Genomic DNA, 21565 nt, shown 5'->3' with positions numbered 1-21565 from the left:
TTTTCCAAGTTTATTTTACCCCCAATATTCCATCATTCGGGATTCTCCAAGTCTTTTGCCATTGTAATGACGCTTAAGTCATTACATCTATCCTAGCTGTATAACCTTGAAGGTTAGGTAGGGGAGGTTAACCCTAAAGATCGTCTTTATCTCCCCAAGCTTTGCCTACCCAAACCGCAGCTCCAATAGTAAGGGCATGGAGAAATAACGAAGGTGGACTAAACAAACTATTTGGATTACTAGTTCTCTTTTTTATGCCAAACATTCACAAAACCTCCTCGTATGTTATTTTGACAGTTTAGGTTTTGTGATTTATGTCGAAGCGATACCAGTTAAAATATGTAATTAGTTAGATGTAAATTGCAGCGAAAGTTTTAAAATCTAAATTTGATGTTTAATCTCAAAAAAACCTCCGCGTCCGGAGGCATGCGCAATATCTTTAGGTTTCGTTGTGAATTATAGTTTCTCTTAAAGCCTTATACGTTTGGGTGAAATAATTTAAGGGGGGTGAAAAGCAATGAATATAAAAACCAGGCGGGAGAATACTCCTTTGCTAAGATACAAAATGGAAACTGCAAATAAAGGAATAGAAAAATAGAGGATAGAAACCCCTAAGGTCTATCCTCTACTGATTATTAAATTAACTGGAGCCGATGGCAGGACTCGAACCTGTAACCTGCTGATTACAAATCAGCTGCTCTACCAATTGAGCTACATCGGCATGTGTTTTGGACAAGGACTATTGTAGCAAGACTCTTTGATTTGGTCAATGTTAAATAGAGGAAATTACGACCATTTTATGCAATAGCTTAGGTCGAAAGGCTGAGGTACTAATTTCCAGGGCATTTAGGAGTACTAATCAACCGCCTGGTGGCTTCTGCAAGTACCAATCCATATATACTTGCCCCTATAAGATTTGAAACAACTGTGTATGGTGCTGTGTAAAATAAATCAGGCATTTTGAATAAAGTAGCAACTGCATATGAACTGAACCATATAAAAGCCGAATATATCCATCCTTTAGCTAAGTAATGTCTACTGGTAACAATAGGGATTAAATACGCAAAGCCTACTCCGACAAATCCGCAAAATGCCATTTGCCCAATCCAGGCAATAATGCTTTCCAATGCATTAAGAGGTAATCGTCCAAATAATATTTCTGAAGCATAATCCAACATTCTTGTCTGAGTAAAGTCTAATACGTAGTATGAAAAAAACGTCCAGATACTTAAAGGAATTCCTGCAATTAAACCAACGACAAAACCAAAATACATTCTATCCTTCATAATGTTTCCCCCTATCTTATTGTTTGTGTAAATGGTATGTGTTGAATCAGTGACAAAGTTGCATGCATAAAGAGGAACTCGCAATGAATTCATAGTCCGTTTTTTCAAAATGGTATTGGATTTTACTGAAATTGCATCATTATGCCCTTGTTTATTATTCCTGATTGCAATTTTATAATTCATTTAATAGTTCCCTGTTGACTCAACCAAAACCCAACAAACTGAACTAGGGGGAATTAAGTGCGATTTGCCAAGCCAAAAAAGACAGTCAAAAAATCCGCCTGACAACTTAATGTCAGGCGGACTTAGCCTCATAATGTGGTGCGAGAGAAGGGACTCGAACCCCCACGGTTTCCCGCTGGAACCTAAATCCAGTGCGTCTGCCAGTTCCGCCACTCTCGCAAATTTATTATTGTTGCAACAGAGAGAATTCTATCATAAATTTTAAGATATGACAAGTGTGAGATTTTAACAGGGATTATCTTAAAAGATATTTGGGATATTAAACCTCTCAGCATCAAAAAGATAAGAGAATAATAGTTGTAAGTCAGACAATTCGCCCATAGAAAGGGGAATGTCTTTTGTGCTAATAAATCTTTCTAATCGACCAATGCTAAGATCAATGGTGTCAATTTCTTGGTGATCAAGAATAATACTCCACCAGTTAGCGTTATTCTTCCAACTTTCCTGAACAATCCCTAATTCCTTTTTAGCTTCATCCCATTGCTGAGCTGAAATAGATTGTTCAACCGTCTTTAAGTGTGCCTCAGTTGCTTGAGTTGTGGTTTTTACAAATTCATAGGAAGCATAAGAGCCTCCCAGTAAAAAAATAACAATAACAATAATGGTTCCCAGGGTTCTCAAATCTATTCACCTCACACTTGAGTCTGTAATGGTTTAACTTTTTTTTTGTTTTGACTTTCTTTTTCTTGTATAAAAAGTTTACCTGAAGAATCTAAGCTGGCAATCAGGACATCTTCGATCTTGTCAAGCTTATGTTTCTTAAGTTCTCGCATCAACCATTCCAAATCCTTATCACTTCGCTCCAGATTATTCCGTTTCAATTTGCCATCCATAATAAGAGCTAAGGGTAAGCCTTCATAAGCGGGGGTAATCTTTAAATCGTCAGGAATGATGGGCCTTTTCTGAACCTTAGGCATAACACTAACTTGACCATTGTTTTCTAAGATTGCATATTCGACATCAGCAATGTTAGGGATATCATTAAGGCGGAGTTCTTCGAGCAAATCGCTCATGTTGTAACAATTTCTCCTGAGTTCGGTTTCTGAAATTTTACCGCGATCAATAAGGATGCTTGGCTTTCCGCAAATAATATCTCGTGCCGTTTCGCTTTTAAGAGAAATCCAGGCTAAAGTTAGGCTTGCTGATAGGAGAACCAGAATGGGAATAATGCCGCTGAGGAGTGGAACCCCAATGTTTTCACTAGGCACAGCCGCGAGCTCAGAGATCATGAGGATAACAACTAACTCAAAAGGCTGTAACTGGCCGATTTCCCTTTTTCCCATCAAGCGCAGGGCGATAATAACCACTAAATAAAGAATAAGGGTTCTAACTACAATGATAAGCATGCTTGTTCTCCCTTTCCTAAATGTTTAGGATCTTTTGATAGGGTATTTTGCCCTGAATAGCAAGAGTTATCCGTGACGTCTGCGGAGGGGTTCTTCAATTTGATTACGAGAAGTAAGTCTGTTATAATTGATTAGTGAATTTCATAGATGTATTTGGCTTAAGCGGGGGTTTGTAGTCTTAAAAAAACGGTAAGACTAACGAGTATCCACAGCTGCCTTGCACATAGTCTTAAATAGTGTTTAAGGGGGAGAACATAATATGTCAGTCTCAGTTGAAAAACTAGAAAAAAATCTTGTAGCTCTGGAAGTTACCGTAGAAGCCGAAAAATTTGTCAGTGCGGTGAATCAAGCAGCTAAAGTGTTGGCCAAGAAAGTTAACGTTCCTGGATTTCGTAAAGGAAAAGCACCACGTCGCATGGTTGAACAGCATGTAGGAAAAGAATCACTTTATGACGAAGCCTTAGATCAATTAGTCGGCCCGGCATACTCTGAAGCAGTTCTGGAAAGTGGTATCGACCCGGTAGACCGCCCAAGTGTTGAATTAGTTCAAATTGAGGAAGGAAAAGACCTGATTTTTAAAGCAAAAGTTATGGTTAAACCGGAAGTTGAGCTTGGTGAATATAAAGGCCTCAAGATCGAACAAAGTGCAGCCATTATTTCCGAAGAAGAAGTTGAAGAAGCACTTAAAAGCAAGCAACAGCAACACGCTCGTCTGATTACCCTCGAAGAAGGCAAAGTCGAGAATGATGATACTGTAACCTTAGATTTTGAAGGATTTACAGATGGAACACCTTTCCTTGGCGGTAAAGCTGAGAACTACGAGCTTGTCATTGGCTCAGGAACATTTATTCCCGGTTTTGAAGAAGGTTTAATTGGAGCTGAAATAGGACAACCTGTTGAAGTAAACGTTACCTTCCCTGCTGAATATCATAGTGCAGAGCTAGCTGGAAAAGAGGCTGTCTTTAAAACTCTCATTAAAAAAATTCAACGCAAAGAACTTTCCGCTCTAGACGATGAATTTGCAAAAGATGTCAGCGAATTTGAGACTCTGGATGAATTGAAAACCGATTTGCGGAATAAATTAATGAAGACAACTGAAATGCGAGTTAAAGATGAGCATGTCCGCTCCATCGTTTCTAAAGTGGTTGACAACGCCAGCGTTGAGATTCCTGAAGTTATGATTAACGAAAGAATCAATGTAATGGTAGATGATCTCAGTCGCAATCTTGCCCAGCAAGGAATGACTCTAGAACATTATTTCCAATTTACAAACTCAACTGAAGCAGCTATGAAAGAGGAGCTGCGTCCTCAAGCTGCTGAGAGTGTCAAGACCGATTTAGTTTTAGAAACTATTGCCAAAGTAGAAGGAATTGAGATCACTGAAGACGAATTAGATGAAGAGCTTAAAAAAGCAAGTGAGCGTCACGGACAAGACGCAGCACTGCTCAAACGAACCCTTATAGCGCGCGGGGAGCTACAGTTCTACAAACAAAGCATGAACAGTCAGAAGACAGTCAACTTCTTAGTAGAACAAAATACTTAAAACCCGACGCCTTAGGGGGAATTCTGAGGTATAGAGGTGAGAGGATGGCAAAGTACACTGAAGACAAAAATCAACTCAAGTGTTCATTTTGCGGAAAAACCCAGGAACAAGTCAAAAAACTGGTAGCTGGCCCGGGGGTTTACATTTGTGATGAATGCATTGAACTTTGTAATGAGATTATCGAGGAAGAGCTAACGGATGATCTGGGTGTTGAGATTGGAGACATTCTAAAACCTAAAGAAATTCGGGCAATCATTGACCAGTATGTTATCGGTCAAGAAGACGCTAAAAAGGCGCTTTCCGTAGCAGTCTACAATCACTACAAACGGATTAACTTGGGCATGAAAATCGATGATGTTGAATTGCAAAAATCTAATATCATCATGTTGGGACCTACAGGGTCAGGGAAAACTTTGTTGGCCTCGACGCTAGCCAAAGTTCTTAATGTTCCCTTTGCAATTGCCGATGCCACGTCATTGACCGAAGCAGGTTATGTCGGTGAGGATGTTGAGAATATCCTTTTGAAGTTAATTCAAGCTGCCGACTACGATGTGGAAAAAGCTGAAAAGGGTATTGTTTATATTGATGAGATTGATAAGATAGCTCGTAAATCAGAAAATCCGTCCATTACCAGAGATGTCTCAGGTGAAGGAGTTCAACAGGCCTTGCTGAAAATTCTTGAAGGAACGGTTGCCAGTGTACCGCCTCAAGGCGGCCGCAAACATCCGCACCAAGAATTTATCCAGTTAGATACCACCAATATATTATTTATTGTTGGCGGAGCCTTTGATGGAATTGAGAAAATCATTCAAAACCGTGCCGGACAAAAAACCATGGGTTTTGGTGCTGCTATTCCCAACAAGGTAAACTTAAATGTTGGTGAAGTCCTAAAGGGAATACTGCCGGTTGATCTGCAAAAATTTGGGTTGATTCCGGAATTTGTTGGGCGTTTGCCTGTCATTGTAACCCTTGAAGCACTGGATGAAGCAGCATTAGTACGTATCTTAACCGAGCCCAAGAATGCCCTGGTTAAGCAGTATCAAAAACTAATGGAGCTTGACGGGGTAACCTTAGAGTTCAAAGATGCAACCCTCACCAGTATAGCTGCCGAAGCAATTCGTAGAAATACCGGGGCGCGAGGACTGAGGTCAATCCTAGAGGATATGATGCTCAATGTTATGTATGACTTGCCTTCACGTAATGATGTTTCAAAATGTGTTGTTACACCGGAAGTGGTCTTGAAGAAAGAAGAGCCGCTCCTCGTAATGACCGAAAAGGTTAAGAAGGGCAAGAAAGAAGAATCAGCTTAAAGCGATATTAAACACCGGTAGTTCGTAAGAACCACCGGTGTTTTCGTGTTAGTGTGTTATGGGGACGGTCCTTTTAACACGTTTTAAACGTGTTAAAAGGACCGTCCCCATAACACACACCCCTAACACACAAAAACACGCTTAAGGATAATAGACCCGAAAGACAGGGCGGCTTCGATCCACAGGAGTGAAACTCATTGCATGGAGAGGCGGTAAAGCCTACAAAGCTTGGGCGGGAAGCGGAGCCGCAGGTTCACCTCAGGTATTACCCAGAGGTTTGGCGTAGCTCCCGCTCAAGCGAGTAGGCGAGCCTCGGAATGCTGAGTTTCGAAGACACTGCATGAAATAGGCGGATTAGCAAAGTAACCCGCCCCTTCCCGAACCGCACAGGCGACTTTCGAACGCATACGGCTCTCCATATTCCAAATGAGTTATCGTCGTTTTAGCTGATTAATTTGAAACCTGCCAACCTCAACATTTATAAAGCATTGTGCGCAAAGGGGGATCTGACGCCGATTTATATTCAGCATTACAGTAACAATCGGTGAGTAAGGCTTGTCGAGCTTCTTCTTCGTTTTCCTGTGATACATGCTGACATGGGAGTGCGGATTACCGCAGATGTAGCAGACTCGGGAAAGCGGGTTTATCAAGCTGAATTTAGGCAGGAAAAGAAACGATTTAACTGCTACCTTGATTTTGTTGAAGAAGTCCTTTTGTCTCGAAAAAGATTTGTATAGTGCCAGACTGACTGAGCGTGCTTTACCTTTTAAATTTGTATAGTTGACCATGAGAGCTTTGCCGTACCGGGCGAATACTTTCTTTGTACTAATGTCAAATTTGCGCGCTAGAGTTTTTGCAATTGAAAATTGCACGATGTACTGTATGCGCCAACCATTATAGAAGTTGGTGCAACCTCGCTGTTGAGTCAGAAGTCCACGGAGTACCTGGTTGCCGTATTTGATGATTTCTTCCGGAGATTTTCTAAGGAGGCGAGTGATACCAATGGGATAGCCATTTCCTTTACACATACCGTTTTCACGTAGCTTTTTCAGGACTCCATCCGTATTCATATAAACACGGATGGTTGGACAAAAGGGTTGGTTTGAAATTTGCTGTGATTGACAGGGCCCTTGCGGATGATATATCCGAGAAAGGTGACGTCCTTATCTGCAGCATGTGTGATTTTGGTTTTCTCATCGTTCAACCTTAGGCAGAGTTCGTTTTTCAGGAACTCCTTGATTTTCTGCTTCAAGTCAATTGCATAAGCCATTGGGGCAATCAATCCAATCAGAAAGTCATCAGCGTATCGCACGTATCTCACTCTTCGGAAATTGGGGTCGTATCTATCAGTATTCGGAATGTTTTCCATTTCATACTTCAGGTGCTTAATAGTTTCCGGATCGCAGCCGTTGCTGATTGCCTTATTGTATTGGTATCTTGCCTTGGTATAGTTAGGATTTTGCTTACGATATTTACCTGAGGTGTCCATTTCGATAATGCTTTTCATAAATCTGTCAAGTTTATCGAGATAGATGTTGCAGAGTATGGGGCTGCAGCAAGATCCCTGTGCGTTTCCGGTTTTGGTTCCATGATAAATGTGTTGCATGTCGAAGTAACCGGCCTTGAGTATCTTGTTGATAAGCCGGATGAAACGTTCGTCGCTGATACGCTCACGAAGTATCATCTCAAGTGTGCGATGGTCAATTTCATCAAAACAGGCGGAGATGTCACCCTCAATAAACCAAATCGTACCTCTCCACGTTTCTACCTCGGCTATGGCGCTTTGAGTAGACCGCTTTGGCCTGAAACCGTGGGAGAGATTTGAGAAGGTAGGTTCGTAGATGCACTCCAGGATAATGCGGACAGCCTCCTGAACGAGCTTGTCCTTTCCGTTGGGAAAGCTGAGTTTGCGCAATTTACCATTGCTTTTTGGTATCATCGTTGTTCTGTTTGGCCGAGGCTGGTAGGACTCGTCACGCATGGAAGCGATAAGTTCCGTAATCCATTCCTCGCAAAAACCATGCAGGGAGGTGCCATCAGCACCGGAGGTTTCTGCTCCGTCGTTGGACTTGACAAAGTTATAAGCGATGATGTACAAGTCTCTGCTGTAGAACAATCGATAAAGGTCATCGTTAACATAGCAATGGTTGGCATTGTTTCGACGGCGATAACCTTCCAGTTTTTCTACGAGTTTTGATGGCTCCATTCAAAGCAACCCCTTTCAAAATTGGAACTCAGAATACTGCCCCCTTTCACCATGTGCCATCTATTACAGAAGGCCGTTGGGCTACTATTAGGGCTCTCTGCCTTATGCCGAAGTGGTACTTAGGCAGGTCACGTTTGACAGCTTCATATAGTGTATCCATACGTAGGTATCCGGTTGGTCGTTACCCTGCTTACCGCAGGTGCGTCAATGGGCCTGCTTATACCCAATCTCGCAGATATTGGGTGTAACCATTGATACCAGTGTTTAGTCCGGCAGCGTCCTACAGCCACAGACCCGGATTCAGCCCACAGGCTTTACCATATATGGCCTGACTCGCCAGGCTACTTGACAACATGTGTTGTCTAATCCTGACTTTACCGACATGCTGTTGTCCCCCAGAGGCTTTCGCATGAGGTAAGTCGGTTGTCTTACATCGCAACGCAGGAGCGATGATTTCAAAGAAATATATATGAAGCGCACGACGTGCGCAATGCAAGAAGGGTTAACCCGTGCGAAGACAGTGTCTTCGTCGCACGAATTAGCTAGTCTTGCAGGATGTGGACGAAGCCGCCCGACCCGAACGACCCTATTTCAGAAAAATTCATTCATAGGGTTTTTTCTCCATTTTGTGGCAATACTAAAAAGAGAGATTGCTAGGAGGGAAATTTGTACATGAATGGACTCAGCGGAATAGTTATGGTAGTACAGTTAGTATTCGCGGTTGTGATTGGGCTCTATTTTTGGGGAATGCTCAAGTCTCAGCAAGGAAATAAAGTCTCCGTAGAGCGAGAATCACGAAAAGAGCTGGAAAAACTTCAAACTATGCGTAAAATCGCCTTAACCACTCCTTTGTCAGAAAAAACACGACCGGTACACTTTGAAGAAATCATAGGCCAAAAAGAAGGAATTAAAGCCCTGCGGGCTGCATTATGCGGTCCGAATCCACAACATGTCTTAATATATGGAGCACCGGGGGTTGGTAAAACTGCTGCTGCCCGCTTGATCTTGGAAGAGGCTAAAATGAATCCACTATCTCCATTTAAGGCTAACGCGCATTTTACGGAGATCGATGGTGCCACAGCACGTTTTGATGAAAGGGGAATTGCAGATCCTCTAATAGGCTCAGTGCATGATCCTATCTATCAAGGGGCCGGAGCAATGGGCCTGGCCGGAATTCCTCAGCCCAAGCAGGGGGCAGTCACTAAAGCACATGGCGGAATTTTATTTATTGATGAAATTGGCGAACTCCATCCAATTCAAATTAATAAGCTCTTAAAAGTCTTGGAAGACCGGAAAGTAACTCTGGAAAGTGCCTACTATAGCTCTGAAGACTTTAATATACCTCAACACATCCACGATATATTTCAGAACGGCTTGCCCGCCGACTTTAGACTTGTGGGGGCGACGACACGCAGTCCGGAACAAATTCCACCGGCCATCCGCTCCAGGTGTATGGAAGTCTACTTTCGAGGGTTACTGCCTGATGAAATTGCCGAAATTGCTCGGGTTGCTGCAGCAAAGATGGAAATTCCCATCACTCCGGAAGCTGTTAATGTGGTTAAACAATTTGCCAGCAACGGCCGAGAAACCGTCAATATGGTTCAACTTGCTGCGGGAGTAGCTTTGACTGAGGGCCTTCCGGAGATCAACGTGAAAACTGTAGAGTGGGTTGTGGAAACCGGGCAGTATACACCCCGCCCGGATAAGAAGGTGCCCAAAGAGCCCAGTATCGGTTTGGTAAATGGCCTGGCAGTGTATGGCCCTAATATGGGCAGACTCTTGGAGTTAGAAGTTACTGCCCTTCCTGTCAATCCGGGTAAGGGAGCACTGTTGGTCACCGGGATCGTTGAGGAAGAAGAACAAGGAGACTCAGGCAAGAAAATTCGGCGCAAGAGCATGGCCAGAAGTTCTGTAGAGAATGTCTTGACAGTCTTAAGAAGGCAAATGGCCTTAGAGCCTAAAGACTTCGATATCCATGTTAACTTTCCCGGCGGCGGCCCGGTAGATGGCCCCTCGGCAGGGATTGCTATCGCAACTGCCATTGTTTCTGCCATACGTCAGCAAAAAGTTGATAATTATCTGGCCATGACAGGGGAACTTTCCATTCGCGGAGGAGTTAATCCAATTGGTGGAGTCACAGCCAAGATTGAAGCTGCGAAGCAGGCCGGGTGTAAAAAAGTTTTAATACCTAAAGAAAATTGGCAAGAGCGCTTTTCGGAGCTGAAAGATGAGATAGAAATAATTGCCGTTGAAGAGCTATCGGAAGTTTTCGAACAGGCCTTTATCCCGGAAATCAAGCTGGAGAAAGTGGAGACACGGCCACCCATCGAGGAGGTTTTGAGCCGCTTGGATTTTGCCTCGGTTAACAAAGCAGTAACAAAAATCGTTGCTAATTTGCCTGAACAGGGCAAAACATGTTAGAATAGTTCAAGATAAGTTTGGCACACTAGCTGTAGTGTGTCTTTTTTTCACAAGATTTTTTCAAAAATGGGGGGATATTCGTTGACAAATGAACGTGAATTACCATTACTCCCGTTGCGTGGGATTCTTGTTTTCCCGTATATGGTTATTCATCTGGACGTAGGCAGGGAACGGTCTATGGCGGCAATTGAAAAAGCCATGCTTGATGATCGCATAATACTTTTGACGTCCCAGAAAGAGACCGAGATTGATTCCCCAAATCCGGATGATTTGTACGAGATGGGGACAATAGCCGAAATTAAGCAACTTTTAAAACTTCCGGGAGGCACCATGCGGGTTCTTGTTGAAGGGATTTCGCGGGGCCGAATTATTGAATACCTCGAAGAAGAAGAGTATTTCAGAGTTAGTGTTGAGGAGTTAGCCGAAGCAAAAAGATCCATGACTCCGGAATTAGAAACCTTAGTTCGAGGAATGACTCATCAATTTGAGGAATATGCCAAACTAGGTAAACGGGTTCCCTTAGAAACCATAGGGACAGTACTAGCAGTTGAAGAACCGGGGCGTTTAGCAGATATTGTGGCCTCTCACCTGAACTTAAAAGTTCCGGATAAACAAACCATCTTGGAAGCCATGTCTGTAGAACTTCGCTTAGAGCGCCTAACGGAACTGATCATGCGGGAGATTGAGCTCCTGGAATTGGAACGCCGGATTGGGCAAAGAGTGCGCAAGCAAATGGATAAGGCTCAGAAAGAATATTATCTGAGAGAACAAATAAAAGCCATCCAAAAAGAGCTTGGGGACAAGGATGAACGACAGGCCGAGGCAGATGAATACCGGGAAAAGATAGCCAAAGCCAAGTGCCCTAAAGAAGTCGAAGAAAAAGCTCTCAAAGAAATTGAACGTCTGGAAAAGATGCCTCCATCCTCAGCAGAGGGTACTGTTGTACGTACCTACCTAGATTGGCTTTTAGTTCTCCCTTGGACAAAATCCTCTAGGGATAAAATAGATTTAACTCGTTCGGAAGAGATTCTAAATCAAGATCATTATGGTCTGGAAAAAGTTAAAGAAAGAATTCTGGAGTTCTTAGCTATCCGCAAATTAACTCCAAAAATGAAAAGCCCAATTCTCTGCTTGGTCGGGCCTCCCGGGGTAGGAAAGACCTCCTTAGCCAAATCTATATCCAGATCCCTGAATCGCAAGTTTGTGCGTATGTCCCTAGGCGGCTTGCGTGATGAAGCTGAAATTCGCGGGCATCGTCGTACTTATATCGGGGCATTGCCGGGACGAATTATTCAAGGAGTACGCACAGCAGGAACACGAAACCCTGTTTTCCTGCTCGATGAGATTGATAAAATGTCCTCAGATTTTCGTGGTGATCCGGCTTCAGCTCTCTTAGAAGTCTTGGATCCGGAACAAAACAGTACCTTTACGGATCACTATCTCGAAGTACCCTTTGACTTATCCCAAACTCTGTTTGTTTTAACGGCTAACACATTGCATACAATTCCTCGTCCACTCCTGGACAGAATGGAAATAATCAACATCAGCGGATATACAGAAGATGAGAAACTAAATATCGCCAGTCGATATTTAGTGCCTAAACAACTGGAAGCCCATGGACTTAGCAAGGATGTATTTACCTTGGAGGATGATGTCCTGCTCAAGCTGCTTCAAGGGTATACCAGAGAATCCGGGGTGCGAGGTCTCGAGCGACAGGTAGCAAACCTTTGTCGGAAAATAGCTGTTCGCTGGGTGAAGCAGGAATGGGAACCTCATACCTTGACGGTTGAAGATTTAGAATCCACCCTAGGGGCACCCCGTTATCATTTCCAAGCAGCGGGAAAATCCCCGGAAATCGGTGCCGTAACCGGCCTGGCCTTCACCGAGGTAGGTGGTGTAGTACTAACCGTAGAAGTAACTCCACTACCGGGCAAGGGCAGGTTAACCATTACCGGACAATTAGGAGATGTGATGAAGGAATCAGCTCAAGCTGCGTGGACCTTCGTCCGGGCCTATGCCAATCAGCTGGGGATTGAAGAAGACTTTTATGATAGAACGGATCTGCACATCCATGTCCCCGAAGGTGCGACACCCAAGGACGGCCCTTCAGCCGGGATTACCATGGCCACAGCAATAGCTTCGGCAATCGCCAAACGCTATGTACGCCATGATTTGGCCATGACAGGTGAGATTACCTTGCGGGGCAACGTCTTACCAATCGGCGGTGTGAAGGAAAAGGTTTTAGCGGCCCACCGAGCGGGAATTAAAGTCGTCGTTCTTCCTGAGGAAAATCGTAAAGACCTTGAAGAAATCCCGGAAAACGTGAGAAAAGTCCTTGAGTTTCACTTCGTAAGCAGAATCGAGGAAGTCCTGAAACTGGCGCTTTTACCCTTAGCCCATTCAGATAAAGTCCAAGAAAATGTCCCGGTACACTCATACAGCCAAAGCGGAATACCGGACACCCAACCAATCCGAGAAGAACGGCCGACGACCTGCTAAAAAGTCGCAGCAGGCTTTTTAAACAGAAATAAGGAAAGTCCATTTAAAGAAGTGGGATTTTCGGAATTGATAAATTAGATGCTGCTTTGTCAAGGAGCGTGAGAGGGTGGACCTCCGCGCTCCTTATAGCCCATTGCCTTAATACATATATCCGAAAGGAAGAGGATACCTTGATCGTCATTAAAAAAGCAGAGTATGTAGCTTCTGCTGTAAAATATGAGCAATATCCAGTGGATGGATTGCCGGAGATAGCCATGGCGGGACGGTCAAATGTTGGCAAGTCATCCCTGATCAACAGTTTTTTGGGACGCCGTAATCTGGCCCGAACAGGAAATACCCCGGGGAAAACCCAAACCTTGAATTTTTATCGGGTCAACGATGCCTGGTTCTTTGTGGATTTGCCGGGCTATGGCTATGCCAAAGTGGCCAAGACGGTAAATGCTCAATGGGGTCCAATGATGGAGAATTACCTCAAAAAACGTGAGCCCTTGCGGGCGGTCATTCAAATTGTGGACATTCGACATGCCCCCAGTGTTGAGGATGTGGAAATGCAGCAGTGGCTGCGTACAATGGAGGTTCCCACCATGGTTGTGGCAACTAAAGTTGACAAAATCTCACGGGGGCAGTTGCCTAAGCATTTAAAGGTTATTGCCAATGCTTTGGAAATTCCGGATGTTTCCCTGATCCTACCCTTTTCCGCACAAACAGGGGTTGGGAAAAAGGAGTTAAATGAGGCTATTGAGGAGATCTTGGGGTTAGATTTGGGGGGGACGGAGAAGGCCTGACCGGGAGTGATTTCTTAATCAAATTATTTAGTTCCTTGCAAGCAGAAGGGTCGTCGTGTAACTATTTTAGGAGTTACGCGACGGCCCTTTTATAGACAGAGGGACAGTTCATCCTTATCAAGTGATTGGGTAAAGTGTTTTTACTTGAGACTATGGCCATTACGCCCAAAAAACAATCTTAATCATGTTTTTTATTAATTATTTCATAAAGTAAGCAAACAATAAGAATAATTGTTCCAGCAATCATTGTAAAGTTAGCTACATTGATCCAATAATTAGTGAACGATTCGCCATTAGCCGAACGATAAGCATCTAATTGGGGTTTAACCCAGATTGATGCAATAATTATGTAAAAAGAAAGCCGTTCTATGATTTTAAGTTTCTTCATTAAAATTCCTCCTTTAAAGGAATGTGGATGTGATAAATTATGATATGAAAGCATTAAAATAATAATAACATAAGCGAAAGCAATATAACTACCAGTAATAGCAGGGATTTACTTAGGAACAATGTTATAGTTGAAATTCATAGGAGTTTGGATAACTAGAAACGAGATATAAAAAGAAAACCGAATGAGGCTCTGCCCCAGACCCCGCACTCCCTGTGTTTACCCGTGCGAAGACAGTGTCTTCGTCGCACGAATTAGCTAGTCTTGCAGGATGTGGACGAAGCTGCCCGACCCCGGAGCTCCCAGCGACCCGAGTGCCCTTTAAACCAAGAGGGTGTTGCCAACTACTGCAAAGTAGTCAGCAACACCCTCTTGGTTTATTTCACCTATCCAGCTTCCCAAAGCTACTAAGCGGCCAATAGCGAACCCAAACCTTCCCCGTTATGTTTTCCTTAGGCAAAAAGCCCCACATGTGGCTGTCATTGCTGGCGGGCCGATTATCCCCGAGAACAAAATAAGAGTCGGCTGGAACTGTAACCGGCCCGTATTGGTAATCAGGCTTATCCAGAAGGTAATTCTCCTCAAGGGCTGTCTCATTGACGAGAACGTGCCCATTTTTTATTTCGATTTTCTCTCCGGGCAGTCCAATAACTCTTTTGACAAGATCATCTTTTTCGCCGGAACTGGGAGTAGGATGAAACACTACTATGTCCTTACGCTCTATTGTACTAAATTTAAAGAGAAGTTTATCGACAAGCAATCGATCCTGAAGTTGAATAGTTGGCAGCATGGAGCCTGAAGGCACAATCCTATTATCTAAAATAAACGTTCTTACTACCAAGGATAGAATGAGAGCAACCGCCAGAACCTCAACTGCTTCTAATAGACCTTTCCACCGTTTATTCAAGCTTATCCCTCCTGTAGAGTCAAGAATTTGAACTCACTGCCAGTCATTATACCTCTAAAGTAAACCATTTACAAAACAGCCTCAGCCTTAAACATTAGGCTCGTTTTATCATAAAAGAATTCTGGCCTTCGTATAGTTATAGAGCGAGAATTGCAAAAAGCTGATTATTGGTAGACCCTCAGGAGTTTTTAGTAAGAAGAAGGGAGGGTAAGGGTTGAGAGATATAGGAATGTTGATAATAAGTCTGGGAATCATCTTAATTGGAGCGGAAGCCTTTACTAATGGGATAGAGTGGCTGGGAAAGAGACTAAGGCTGGGAGCAGGTGCCGTGGGCAGTATCTTTGCAGCTGTCGGAACTGCCTTGCCTGAAACCATGGTACCCATCATGGCTATTTTAGGAGGAGTAGGCCCCGAAGGAGCAGAAATTGGCATAGGTGCTATTCTGGGTGCTCCCTTTATGCTGGCGACGGTAGCCTTCTTCATAACCGGTGTTTCAGCCCTGGTGTTTCGCCGTCGGAATCTGCCTTTGCGTTTGGATCCTAAAGTTGTCAATCATGATCTGCAGTTTTTTCTGATTGTCTATTTTCTGGCCATTGTAGCATCTTTCTTACCCACCCAAAACCTTAAAAATGCTACGGCAGTGTGCTTGGTTGCAGCCTATGGTGTTTATGTCTACCAAACAATCCGTGATTGCAAGGATGATTGCCAGCATGAGGAATTAGCGCCCCTTTATATGGAAAGGAACTCTAGTTTCCCCTCAACAGGCATGATTTTGGTACAAATTACCCTGGCTTTAGTAGCCATAGTTTTTGGAGCGGATCGTTTTGTCAATGCTGTACAACCGATTGCGGTGGCAATTGGGGTTCCGGTATTTGTGCTATCTTTAATTATCACGCCTATTGCCACAGAGCTGCCGGAGAAGTTCAATAGTGTGCTTTGGGTACGTAAAGGAAAGGATACTCTGGCCATGGGGAATTTGACCGGAGCAATGGTCTTTCAAAGCTCTGTGATTCCGGCAATCGGAATTGCCTTAACTCCCTGGAAGCTGGATCCTTTAGCCTTGTGGAGTGCCCTGCTGGCCTTAGGTGCAGCCGTAATTCCCTTTATATCTCTGCGGCGCAGAGGGGAGATTCTTCCTACGACTCTCCTGATAGGAGGAGCCTTTTACCTATCCTTCATTTGGACAGTTGTTCGTTTTTCGATCCACTAAACTCCACAACAAGCATACCTGCTAAGACCAAGCCTGCGCCAAGAAATCCTCTGGGTGTTAAAAACTCGCCGGCCAGAAAATAGGCTGAGATGGCGGCAAAGACAGGTTCCATGGAAAAAATAAGGGCTGTATGAGTAGAACTGGTAAACTGCTGCATTTTTGACTGCACAAAAAAGGCAATCGAAGTGGCGGGGATAGCAGTTACCAACAAGCCGACCCAAGCCGTTGAACTAAAGTTAATGGATGGTTGGGGAAAAATAAACGATGAAATGCCGCTTAAAACACTTACCGTAAGGATCTGGATACTGGCTAATACTGTAGCATTAGTTGAAGGAGCATAACGCCCAACAAAGTAAATATGTAAAGCGAAGCTAATGGCACAAACCAGAATCATCAGATCTCCATTGTTGAGTTGAAAACTATTACTTAGGGAAAGCAAAGCCAGACCGATTAAAGCGAAGAGAACCCCAAGTACGAGACTTCGGCTGGGGAGCTTCCTTGTGGTTACAGCTACTAGAGTCGGAACAAATACGACAGAGAGTCCGGTAATAAAACCTGCGTTTGAGGAGGTCGTATATTGCAATCCCACGGTTTGCCAAGCATAGCCCGAGAACAGGAAAGTCCCAATCGCGGCTCCTCTAAGTAAAGTATCCCAGTTAAGATACTTTTTCTGGAACCAGAGGAATGGTAATAAACTCACAAAGGCGATGGCAAAGCGAACCGCCAGAAAGGGAAAAGGCGGGAGATCTACAATAGCCCATTTAACAATGACAAAGGTTGATCCCCAAACAAGGGTAATCAAGAGCAGAGATAGATCTGCCCAATAGCTTTTATTAAGCAAATTAATTACTTCCTTTCCGAAAAAGAGCTTGGTACTTAGTACTATAAAATCTATGAAAAATTGGCTGCAGCCCAGCCAAAACTATGAATATAGATATGAAAAAAGGTCGTTGCGTAAGATACGCAACGACCTTTTCTGATTAACCCAGAAATTAAAACAGAAAGCTTGGTGTGGCACTGGTTTACGATATTTATAGTATAACGGATCTAAATCCAACTGAAAAGAAGTATTTACTAACCTCTCCCTCCGTCGTGAGGTCCCGGTAAACAAACTACCGGTTCGGGCTCCGGTTCCTCGATTGGAGTATAAAGAGGGGGGGGAGAGCAGGGAGGCGGTGGTGGACAAAATTCAGTGCAATATTGTTGCTTAGCCTGACAGAATAAATGGTAGTGTCGTTCTTCGTCAGCCGCCATTTCAGTTAAAATGCATTGAATTTCCGGAATAGGAATTTTGGCCGCCAGTTCCAAATATTCGCGATGGTCTCTGGCCTCGTCCTCAATGTTAGAGTCAAGAAGTTGACAAAGATCCGTGGTGTAATTGACAAAACGGGATCGCCAATCCACCCAATGACCATTACTCAAGGCACCATACTTGGGATCCACACCCAGATGGCGGAGGGCCAAGGCCAATTTCTCAAGGTGTTGCATTTCGTCATAAGCAATAGGACGCAGCAAGGCGTCAAATTCCGGTCTATCAAGGAGTACTGCTTGATAGAGATAGGTAGTAATGGCGGTTAATTCCGAATCCTTTCCTGCATAGGCTTCATATAACCACATTGCATATGTAAAGGTAGGTTCAGGAATTTGTACAGGTGCGGGCCGTGAGGGTGGTTCGGAGCTTTCGGGGAAGGGCAGCAGCAGAACTTGACCGGCATAGATTCGATCGGGATGCTTCAAATGGTTAAGCTGAATAATTTCTGACATTTCTACATTATAGGCTTTAGCGATCTTGTAGATGGTGTCCCCGGCATTAACAATATATCGTGCATAATCCATTGAGGATTCCTCCCTTATGTGGTTCATTAGCACAATATATTCAGGGGGGAAGAAACATGATAATGGGTAATATTGGCTTAATACCGGAATGTATTGGACAAGACGAACGTATTTATATAGGAGATTAAATCACTGACTAAATAACAGTATCAAAAACTAAAAAGGGGGATTAAAAGTGGGTTCATATGTCTTAAGAGGAATTACAACAGCCTTGCTTATAACGGTTTTGACTCTTTTTGCGGGCATAGCCTGGAGTTCTATGGGGCTACAAGGATTAAGCATTTCCCAACTCATAGATATTGGGCTCCTGGCGAGTTGCCTAATAGGTGGTTATCGTACGGCAAAAGAAAGTAAACTATGGTTCTTGGGGGGAGTGACCGGAGCAGGATATGTGGCAGTAGGAACCCTCCTATTAGCCTTGTTTTTGCCAATTAGTGTCATGGGTTTTATTCAAGTTTTAGCCGAAGGAACTTTGATTGGTCTAGTGGCAGGAGCCTTTGGAGCGGGAAATAGCAGAAAGGCTGCCAGTGTATGGAATGAGCGGAGGGAGAACCAGGATTACGCTCTAGCATATGCTGGATATGGCAAAGATGCAGGGGATAATAATTATGGCAGGGATAATAACTACAATAAGTATAGCTATGATAGAGATAATAACTATGATAGCGACAGCGACAATGATTGGGATAGAGAAGAGGAATATGTTCCGAGGGTTAAAACTTCCGGGCCAAAATGGCTTGAAGGGACGGATGGCGAGTTGCCGGAGTTACCCCGAACAACGTCTGATTCAGTGGTAGAGTGGCCCTGGGATAGAGAGCCTGCTATAGAGTATGAGAATCGAAATACAAATCAAACTACAACTACAAGTAAATATGCAAATCAAGATATACATAATTATACAGATAGGAGTAAAAATAATTATTGGACAGAGACCACAGAGCCTAGGTTAGAGACAAATGATATAGTTGTACTGAATAGAGGGAAAGAACAAGCAAAGCCTTGGTGGGAGTAAACGATAAAAACCATGATAGTAAACTTGTTTAGCTATAGCTGAACATAGAAACTTCGGTGACATAAGTCTCCAGTGACGATAGTATCCGGTGGACACTATCGTCACTGGAGACTTATGCTCCTTAGAGTACTCAACGCCTGAGGATAACTTATGCCGAAGGAGCAGAGCTTATTGACGAATACTTTTCGCCATAGTATAACTCTGCCCCAACAGAAGCAGAATAAGGAACACCCACTTAAGAGTGGGAGTCTCGAAATAAAGTTAGCGTAAAATTATGTTTAAAGCAGGAATTTGATGGATTGATTGAGAATTATTTTAATGATGATGAATTATGGAGAATTACCCAATAAATAATTGAAGCAGATCAGATGATTTAGGAAATTTTTTTTATTAAATAAGGCATGCTGAAAAAATGAATACAAATTCATATTAGAGCTTAGGTAATCTGAAAAAGCAAATTAACAGCCATAAGTTTTGGTTTTGTTATATATGAAACAAAAGGAGGACGAAACAATGAATTTCTTAGAAATAGCTCAAACTCGTCGCAGTCTACGAACCTATTTGGACAAACCTGTTGAGAGGGAGAAGCTGGAATATGTTTTAGAATGTGCTCGGCTTGCACCTTCTTGGAAGAATATGCAGTGTTGGCGCTTTATCGTAATCGATGAAGCAGAAGGGCGGGAGGCCGTGGCCCAAAGCATGGGGGAAAGCAATCCCGGACGCAAAGCCTTAATGACTGCACCGCTTATTGTGGTACTCTGTGCAGTCCCTAAAGAATCGGAAGTTTGGGAAGGCAAGGATAATATGATGCTTGATGCAGGACTTGCCATGGAGCATCTGATTCTGGCCGCGACAGAACAAGGTTTAGGAACCTGCTGGCAAGGACTCTTTTCAGAAGAAACAATTCGAGCAGCTTTGGATATCCCGGATGATGTTCGGGTTGTAGCCATGACTCCTTTGGGCTATGCTGCCGAGGAACGGCGTCCTCGCCCACGTAAGGCTATGTCTGAAATAGTATTCCATAAAAAATGGGGTCAAGCCTAGTAATTAATTCCCACGTTTTAACATAAAAAATTGCCACGACTTTGAAAAACAAAATCTGGCAATTTTTTTATCTTCTAAACCAAAGTTTTTATGATTCCGCTTTCTGAAGCCAGTCAAGCAGATTGAGATGGCGGATACCTGCAAAATTCCTTCCGACGCCAATATCGTCAAGGGTCAAAAGAATTTTAGGATAATTGTCCGCAATTTTTCGTAGAGGTTCCAGTTCGCGGTTCAAAGTGCTTTCATCGAGTACCGAGGCAGATACCTGGTAGTAGGTTCTTCCATTCATATCGCTGGCAATAAAGTCAACCTCTTTTTCGTAGAGTTTGCCGATATTGACCTTAGATCCGCGCCTGAGTAACTCCAGGTATACCACGTTTTCAATCATATGACCAAGGTCGGAGGATGAAGTGGAAAGTAACAAATTACGAATACCAGAGTCTACAAGATAGTATTTGCCCAGTGTTTTTAGATGCTGTTTGCCTTTGATGTCGTAACGCTCAACTTTGTAGAAAATATAACTGTCCGTCAAGGCGCGCAGGTAATGTTCAACAGTGTTGACCGAAATTTTCCGTCCGCTAGAGTTAATAGTATCGCTGATTTTTTTAGAAGAGATAGGACTTCCCACGCTTGCAGCGACAAATTTTATTATGTTTTCCAGAAGAGAAACGTCGGTTATGCCTTCCCTTTTAGCGACATCCTTTAACAAAATCGTGCTGTAAATACCTTCCAAATACGGTCTAACGACTGTATCCCTCCGTTCTATCATGGCAATATAAGGGAAAGAGCCGAATCGAAGATAATCATTAAAGTTCTCCGGTATAGTTTTTCCAGCACTGCAAGATGATTCACAATACTCTTTAAAAGATAAGGGAAGCATATCAATAGTGATGTAGCGTCCGGAGAGCAGCGTCGCTAGCTCGCCAGAAAGCATGTAAGCGTTTGAGCCGGTTATATAGACATCTACATTTGGTTTAATAAAAAGGCTGTTTACAGCCTTCTCGAAAGATTTGCAATTTTGCACCTCATCAATAAAAACATAAGTATACCTGTCCTCACATAGACGTTCCTTTACGTAGTCATATAACGCTTTGTAGTTCAATAGTTTTTCATGTTCCACGTCTTCAAGATTAATCGAAACAATCTGCTCTTCGGAAACGCCAGCAGATTTTAGAAAGTCAATATACAAGGTAAATAAAGTGGATTTTCCACAGCGTCGAACGCCGGTTACAACCTTAATGATTTGTTTCTCGCGTCCGGAGATCAGCTGATTTAGATACTCTATGCGTTGAATCACGTTCAAACACCTCGTTTCACACATGAGTATATACCAAAAAATTACAATTGTCAATATCTTTTTTCTGTGTACAGAAAAAAGATTAAAAATAATAAAGTATTTTCTTATTGGACAAATAATAATATTTTTTTAACTTCCCATTTACTACAAAGATTTTCAGTTTAAAAATGAATAGGCTGATTTTTAGCACTTTTTTAGCATAGCTAAAAACTGATCCCCTTAACTTGAGAAG

General features: G+C 43.1%; 17 protein-coding genes, 2 tRNA genes and 1 pseudogene. 8 read left to right on the top strand and 12 right to left on the bottom strand.

What is annotated here, in order from left to right:
- Positions 1-133 precede the first annotated feature (133 nt).
- The 6 genes from DESMER_RS24800 to DESMER_RS20350 form a co-directional block, all read right to left on the bottom strand.
- On the bottom strand, positions 134-265 hold the full coding sequence (locus DESMER_RS24800) for a hypothetical protein (RefSeq protein ID WP_014904960.1): 132 nt from the start codon (positions 263-265) through the stop codon (positions 134-136).
- Between the two features lie 380 nt (positions 266-645).
- Positions 646-721: transfer RNA gene (locus DESMER_RS20370), tRNA-Thr, on the bottom strand.
- A gap of 109 nt (positions 722-830) precedes the next feature.
- Positions 831-1469 carry a hypothetical protein gene (locus DESMER_RS20365; RefSeq protein WP_014904959.1) on the bottom strand — a complete coding sequence of 213 codons (639 nt, stop codon included), beginning with the start codon at positions 1467-1469 and terminating at the stop codon, positions 831-833.
- A gap of 136 nt (positions 1470-1605) precedes the next feature.
- Positions 1606-1688: transfer RNA gene (locus tag DESMER_RS20360), tRNA-Leu, on the bottom strand.
- An 81-nt stretch (positions 1689-1769) separates the two neighbouring features.
- Positions 1770-2150, bottom strand: a complete 381-nt coding sequence (locus tag DESMER_RS20355) for a DUF4363 family protein (protein WP_014904958.1) — start codon at positions 2148-2150, stop codon at positions 1770-1772.
- Between the two features lie 11 nt (positions 2151-2161).
- Positions 2162-2875, bottom strand: a complete 714-nt coding sequence (locus DESMER_RS20350) for a DUF421 domain-containing protein (RefSeq protein ID WP_014904957.1) — start codon at positions 2873-2875, stop codon at positions 2162-2164.
- 259 nt (positions 2876-3134) lie between these two features.
- Here DESMER_RS20350 and tig point away from each other — a divergent pair, with 259 nt between their 5' ends.
- A complete protein-coding gene (tig, locus tag DESMER_RS20345) occupies positions 3135-4418 on the top strand; it encodes a trigger factor (RefSeq protein ID WP_014904956.1) in 1284 nt (427 codons plus the stop codon).
- Positions 4419-4462: 44 nt separating this feature from the next.
- Positions 4463-5728, top strand: coding sequence for an ATP-dependent Clp protease ATP-binding subunit ClpX (clpX, locus tag DESMER_RS20340; protein ID WP_014904955.1), 1266 nt, complete (start codon positions 4463-4465; stop codon positions 5726-5728).
- A gap of 431 nt (positions 5729-6159) precedes the next feature.
- Here clpX and DESMER_RS24870 read toward each other — a convergent pair.
- A pseudogene (locus DESMER_RS24870) lies at positions 6160-7934 on the bottom strand (reverse transcriptase/maturase family protein).
- Positions 7935-8606: 672 nt separating this feature from the next.
- Here DESMER_RS24870 and lonB point away from each other — a divergent pair.
- The 3 genes from lonB to yihA all read left to right on the top strand — a co-directional run bounded on the left by lonB (position 8607) and on the right by yihA (position 13639).
- On the top strand, positions 8607-10355 hold the full coding sequence (lonB, locus tag DESMER_RS20330; protein WP_014904954.1) for an ATP-dependent protease LonB: 1749 nt from the start codon (positions 8607-8609) through the stop codon (positions 10353-10355).
- An 81-nt stretch (positions 10356-10436) separates the two neighbouring features.
- On the top strand, positions 10437-12854 hold the full coding sequence (gene lon, locus DESMER_RS20325) for an endopeptidase La (protein ID WP_014904953.1): 2418 nt from the start codon (positions 10437-10439) through the stop codon (positions 12852-12854).
- Between the two features lie 170 nt (positions 12855-13024).
- The gene (gene yihA, locus DESMER_RS20320) at positions 13025-13639 is read left to right on the top strand and encodes a ribosome biogenesis GTP-binding protein YihA/YsxC (RefSeq protein ID WP_014904952.1); all 615 of its coding nucleotides are present in this window, start codon (positions 13025-13027) and stop codon (positions 13637-13639) included.
- Positions 13640-13817: 178 nt separating this feature from the next.
- Here yihA and DESMER_RS20315 read toward each other — a convergent pair whose 3' ends face one another.
- Together DESMER_RS20315 and lepB are read right to left on the bottom strand one after the other, a co-directional pair.
- The gene (locus DESMER_RS20315; RefSeq protein ID WP_014904951.1) at positions 13818-14027 is read right to left on the bottom strand and encodes a hypothetical protein; all 210 of its coding nucleotides are present in this window, start codon (positions 14025-14027) and stop codon (positions 13818-13820) included.
- A gap of 382 nt (positions 14028-14409) precedes the next feature.
- Entirely contained in the window at positions 14410-14934 is a 525-nt protein-coding gene (gene lepB, locus DESMER_RS20310; protein WP_014904950.1) for a signal peptidase I, read from the bottom strand.
- A gap of 214 nt (positions 14935-15148) precedes the next feature.
- Between lepB and DESMER_RS20305 the strand changes: the two genes are divergently transcribed.
- Entirely contained in the window at positions 15149-16144 is a 996-nt protein-coding gene (locus tag DESMER_RS20305; RefSeq protein ID WP_014904949.1) for a sodium:calcium antiporter, read from the top strand.
- Here DESMER_RS20305 and DESMER_RS20300 read toward each other — a convergent pair.
- Positions 16110-16985, bottom strand: coding sequence for a DMT family transporter (locus tag DESMER_RS20300; RefSeq protein ID WP_014904948.1), 876 nt, complete (start codon positions 16983-16985; stop codon positions 16110-16112). The genes DESMER_RS20305 and DESMER_RS20300 overlap by 35 nt on opposite strands.
- Positions 16986-17218: 233 nt before the next feature.
- Positions 17219-17980, bottom strand: coding sequence for a LysM peptidoglycan-binding domain-containing protein (locus DESMER_RS20295; RefSeq protein ID WP_014904947.1), 762 nt, complete (start codon positions 17978-17980; stop codon positions 17219-17221).
- A 175-nt stretch (positions 17981-18155) separates the two neighbouring features.
- Between DESMER_RS20295 and DESMER_RS22685 the strand changes: the two genes are divergently transcribed.
- Both DESMER_RS22685 and DESMER_RS20285 read left to right on the top strand, forming a co-directional pair.
- Entirely contained in the window at positions 18156-18992 is an 837-nt protein-coding gene (locus DESMER_RS22685; RefSeq protein ID WP_014904946.1) for a TIGR04086 family membrane protein, read from the top strand.
- Positions 18993-19505: 513 nt separating this feature from the next.
- On the top strand, positions 19506-20036 hold the full coding sequence (locus DESMER_RS20285; RefSeq protein ID WP_014904945.1) for a nitroreductase family protein: 531 nt from the start codon (positions 19506-19508) through the stop codon (positions 20034-20036).
- Between the two features lie 88 nt (positions 20037-20124).
- Here the strand turns inward: DESMER_RS20285 and DESMER_RS20280 are convergent, their stop codons facing one another.
- Positions 20125-21333, bottom strand: coding sequence for an ATP-binding protein (locus tag DESMER_RS20280; protein ID WP_014904944.1), 1209 nt, complete (start codon positions 21331-21333; stop codon positions 20125-20127).
- Positions 21334-21565 lie beyond the last annotated feature (232 nt).

This window comes from Desulfosporosinus meridiei DSM 13257 (assembly GCF_000231385.2).
Lineage (GTDB): Bacteria > Bacillota > Desulfitobacteriia > Desulfitobacteriales > Desulfitobacteriaceae > Desulfosporosinus > Desulfosporosinus meridiei.
This window is presented reverse-complemented; position numbering and strand designations above follow the sequence as displayed.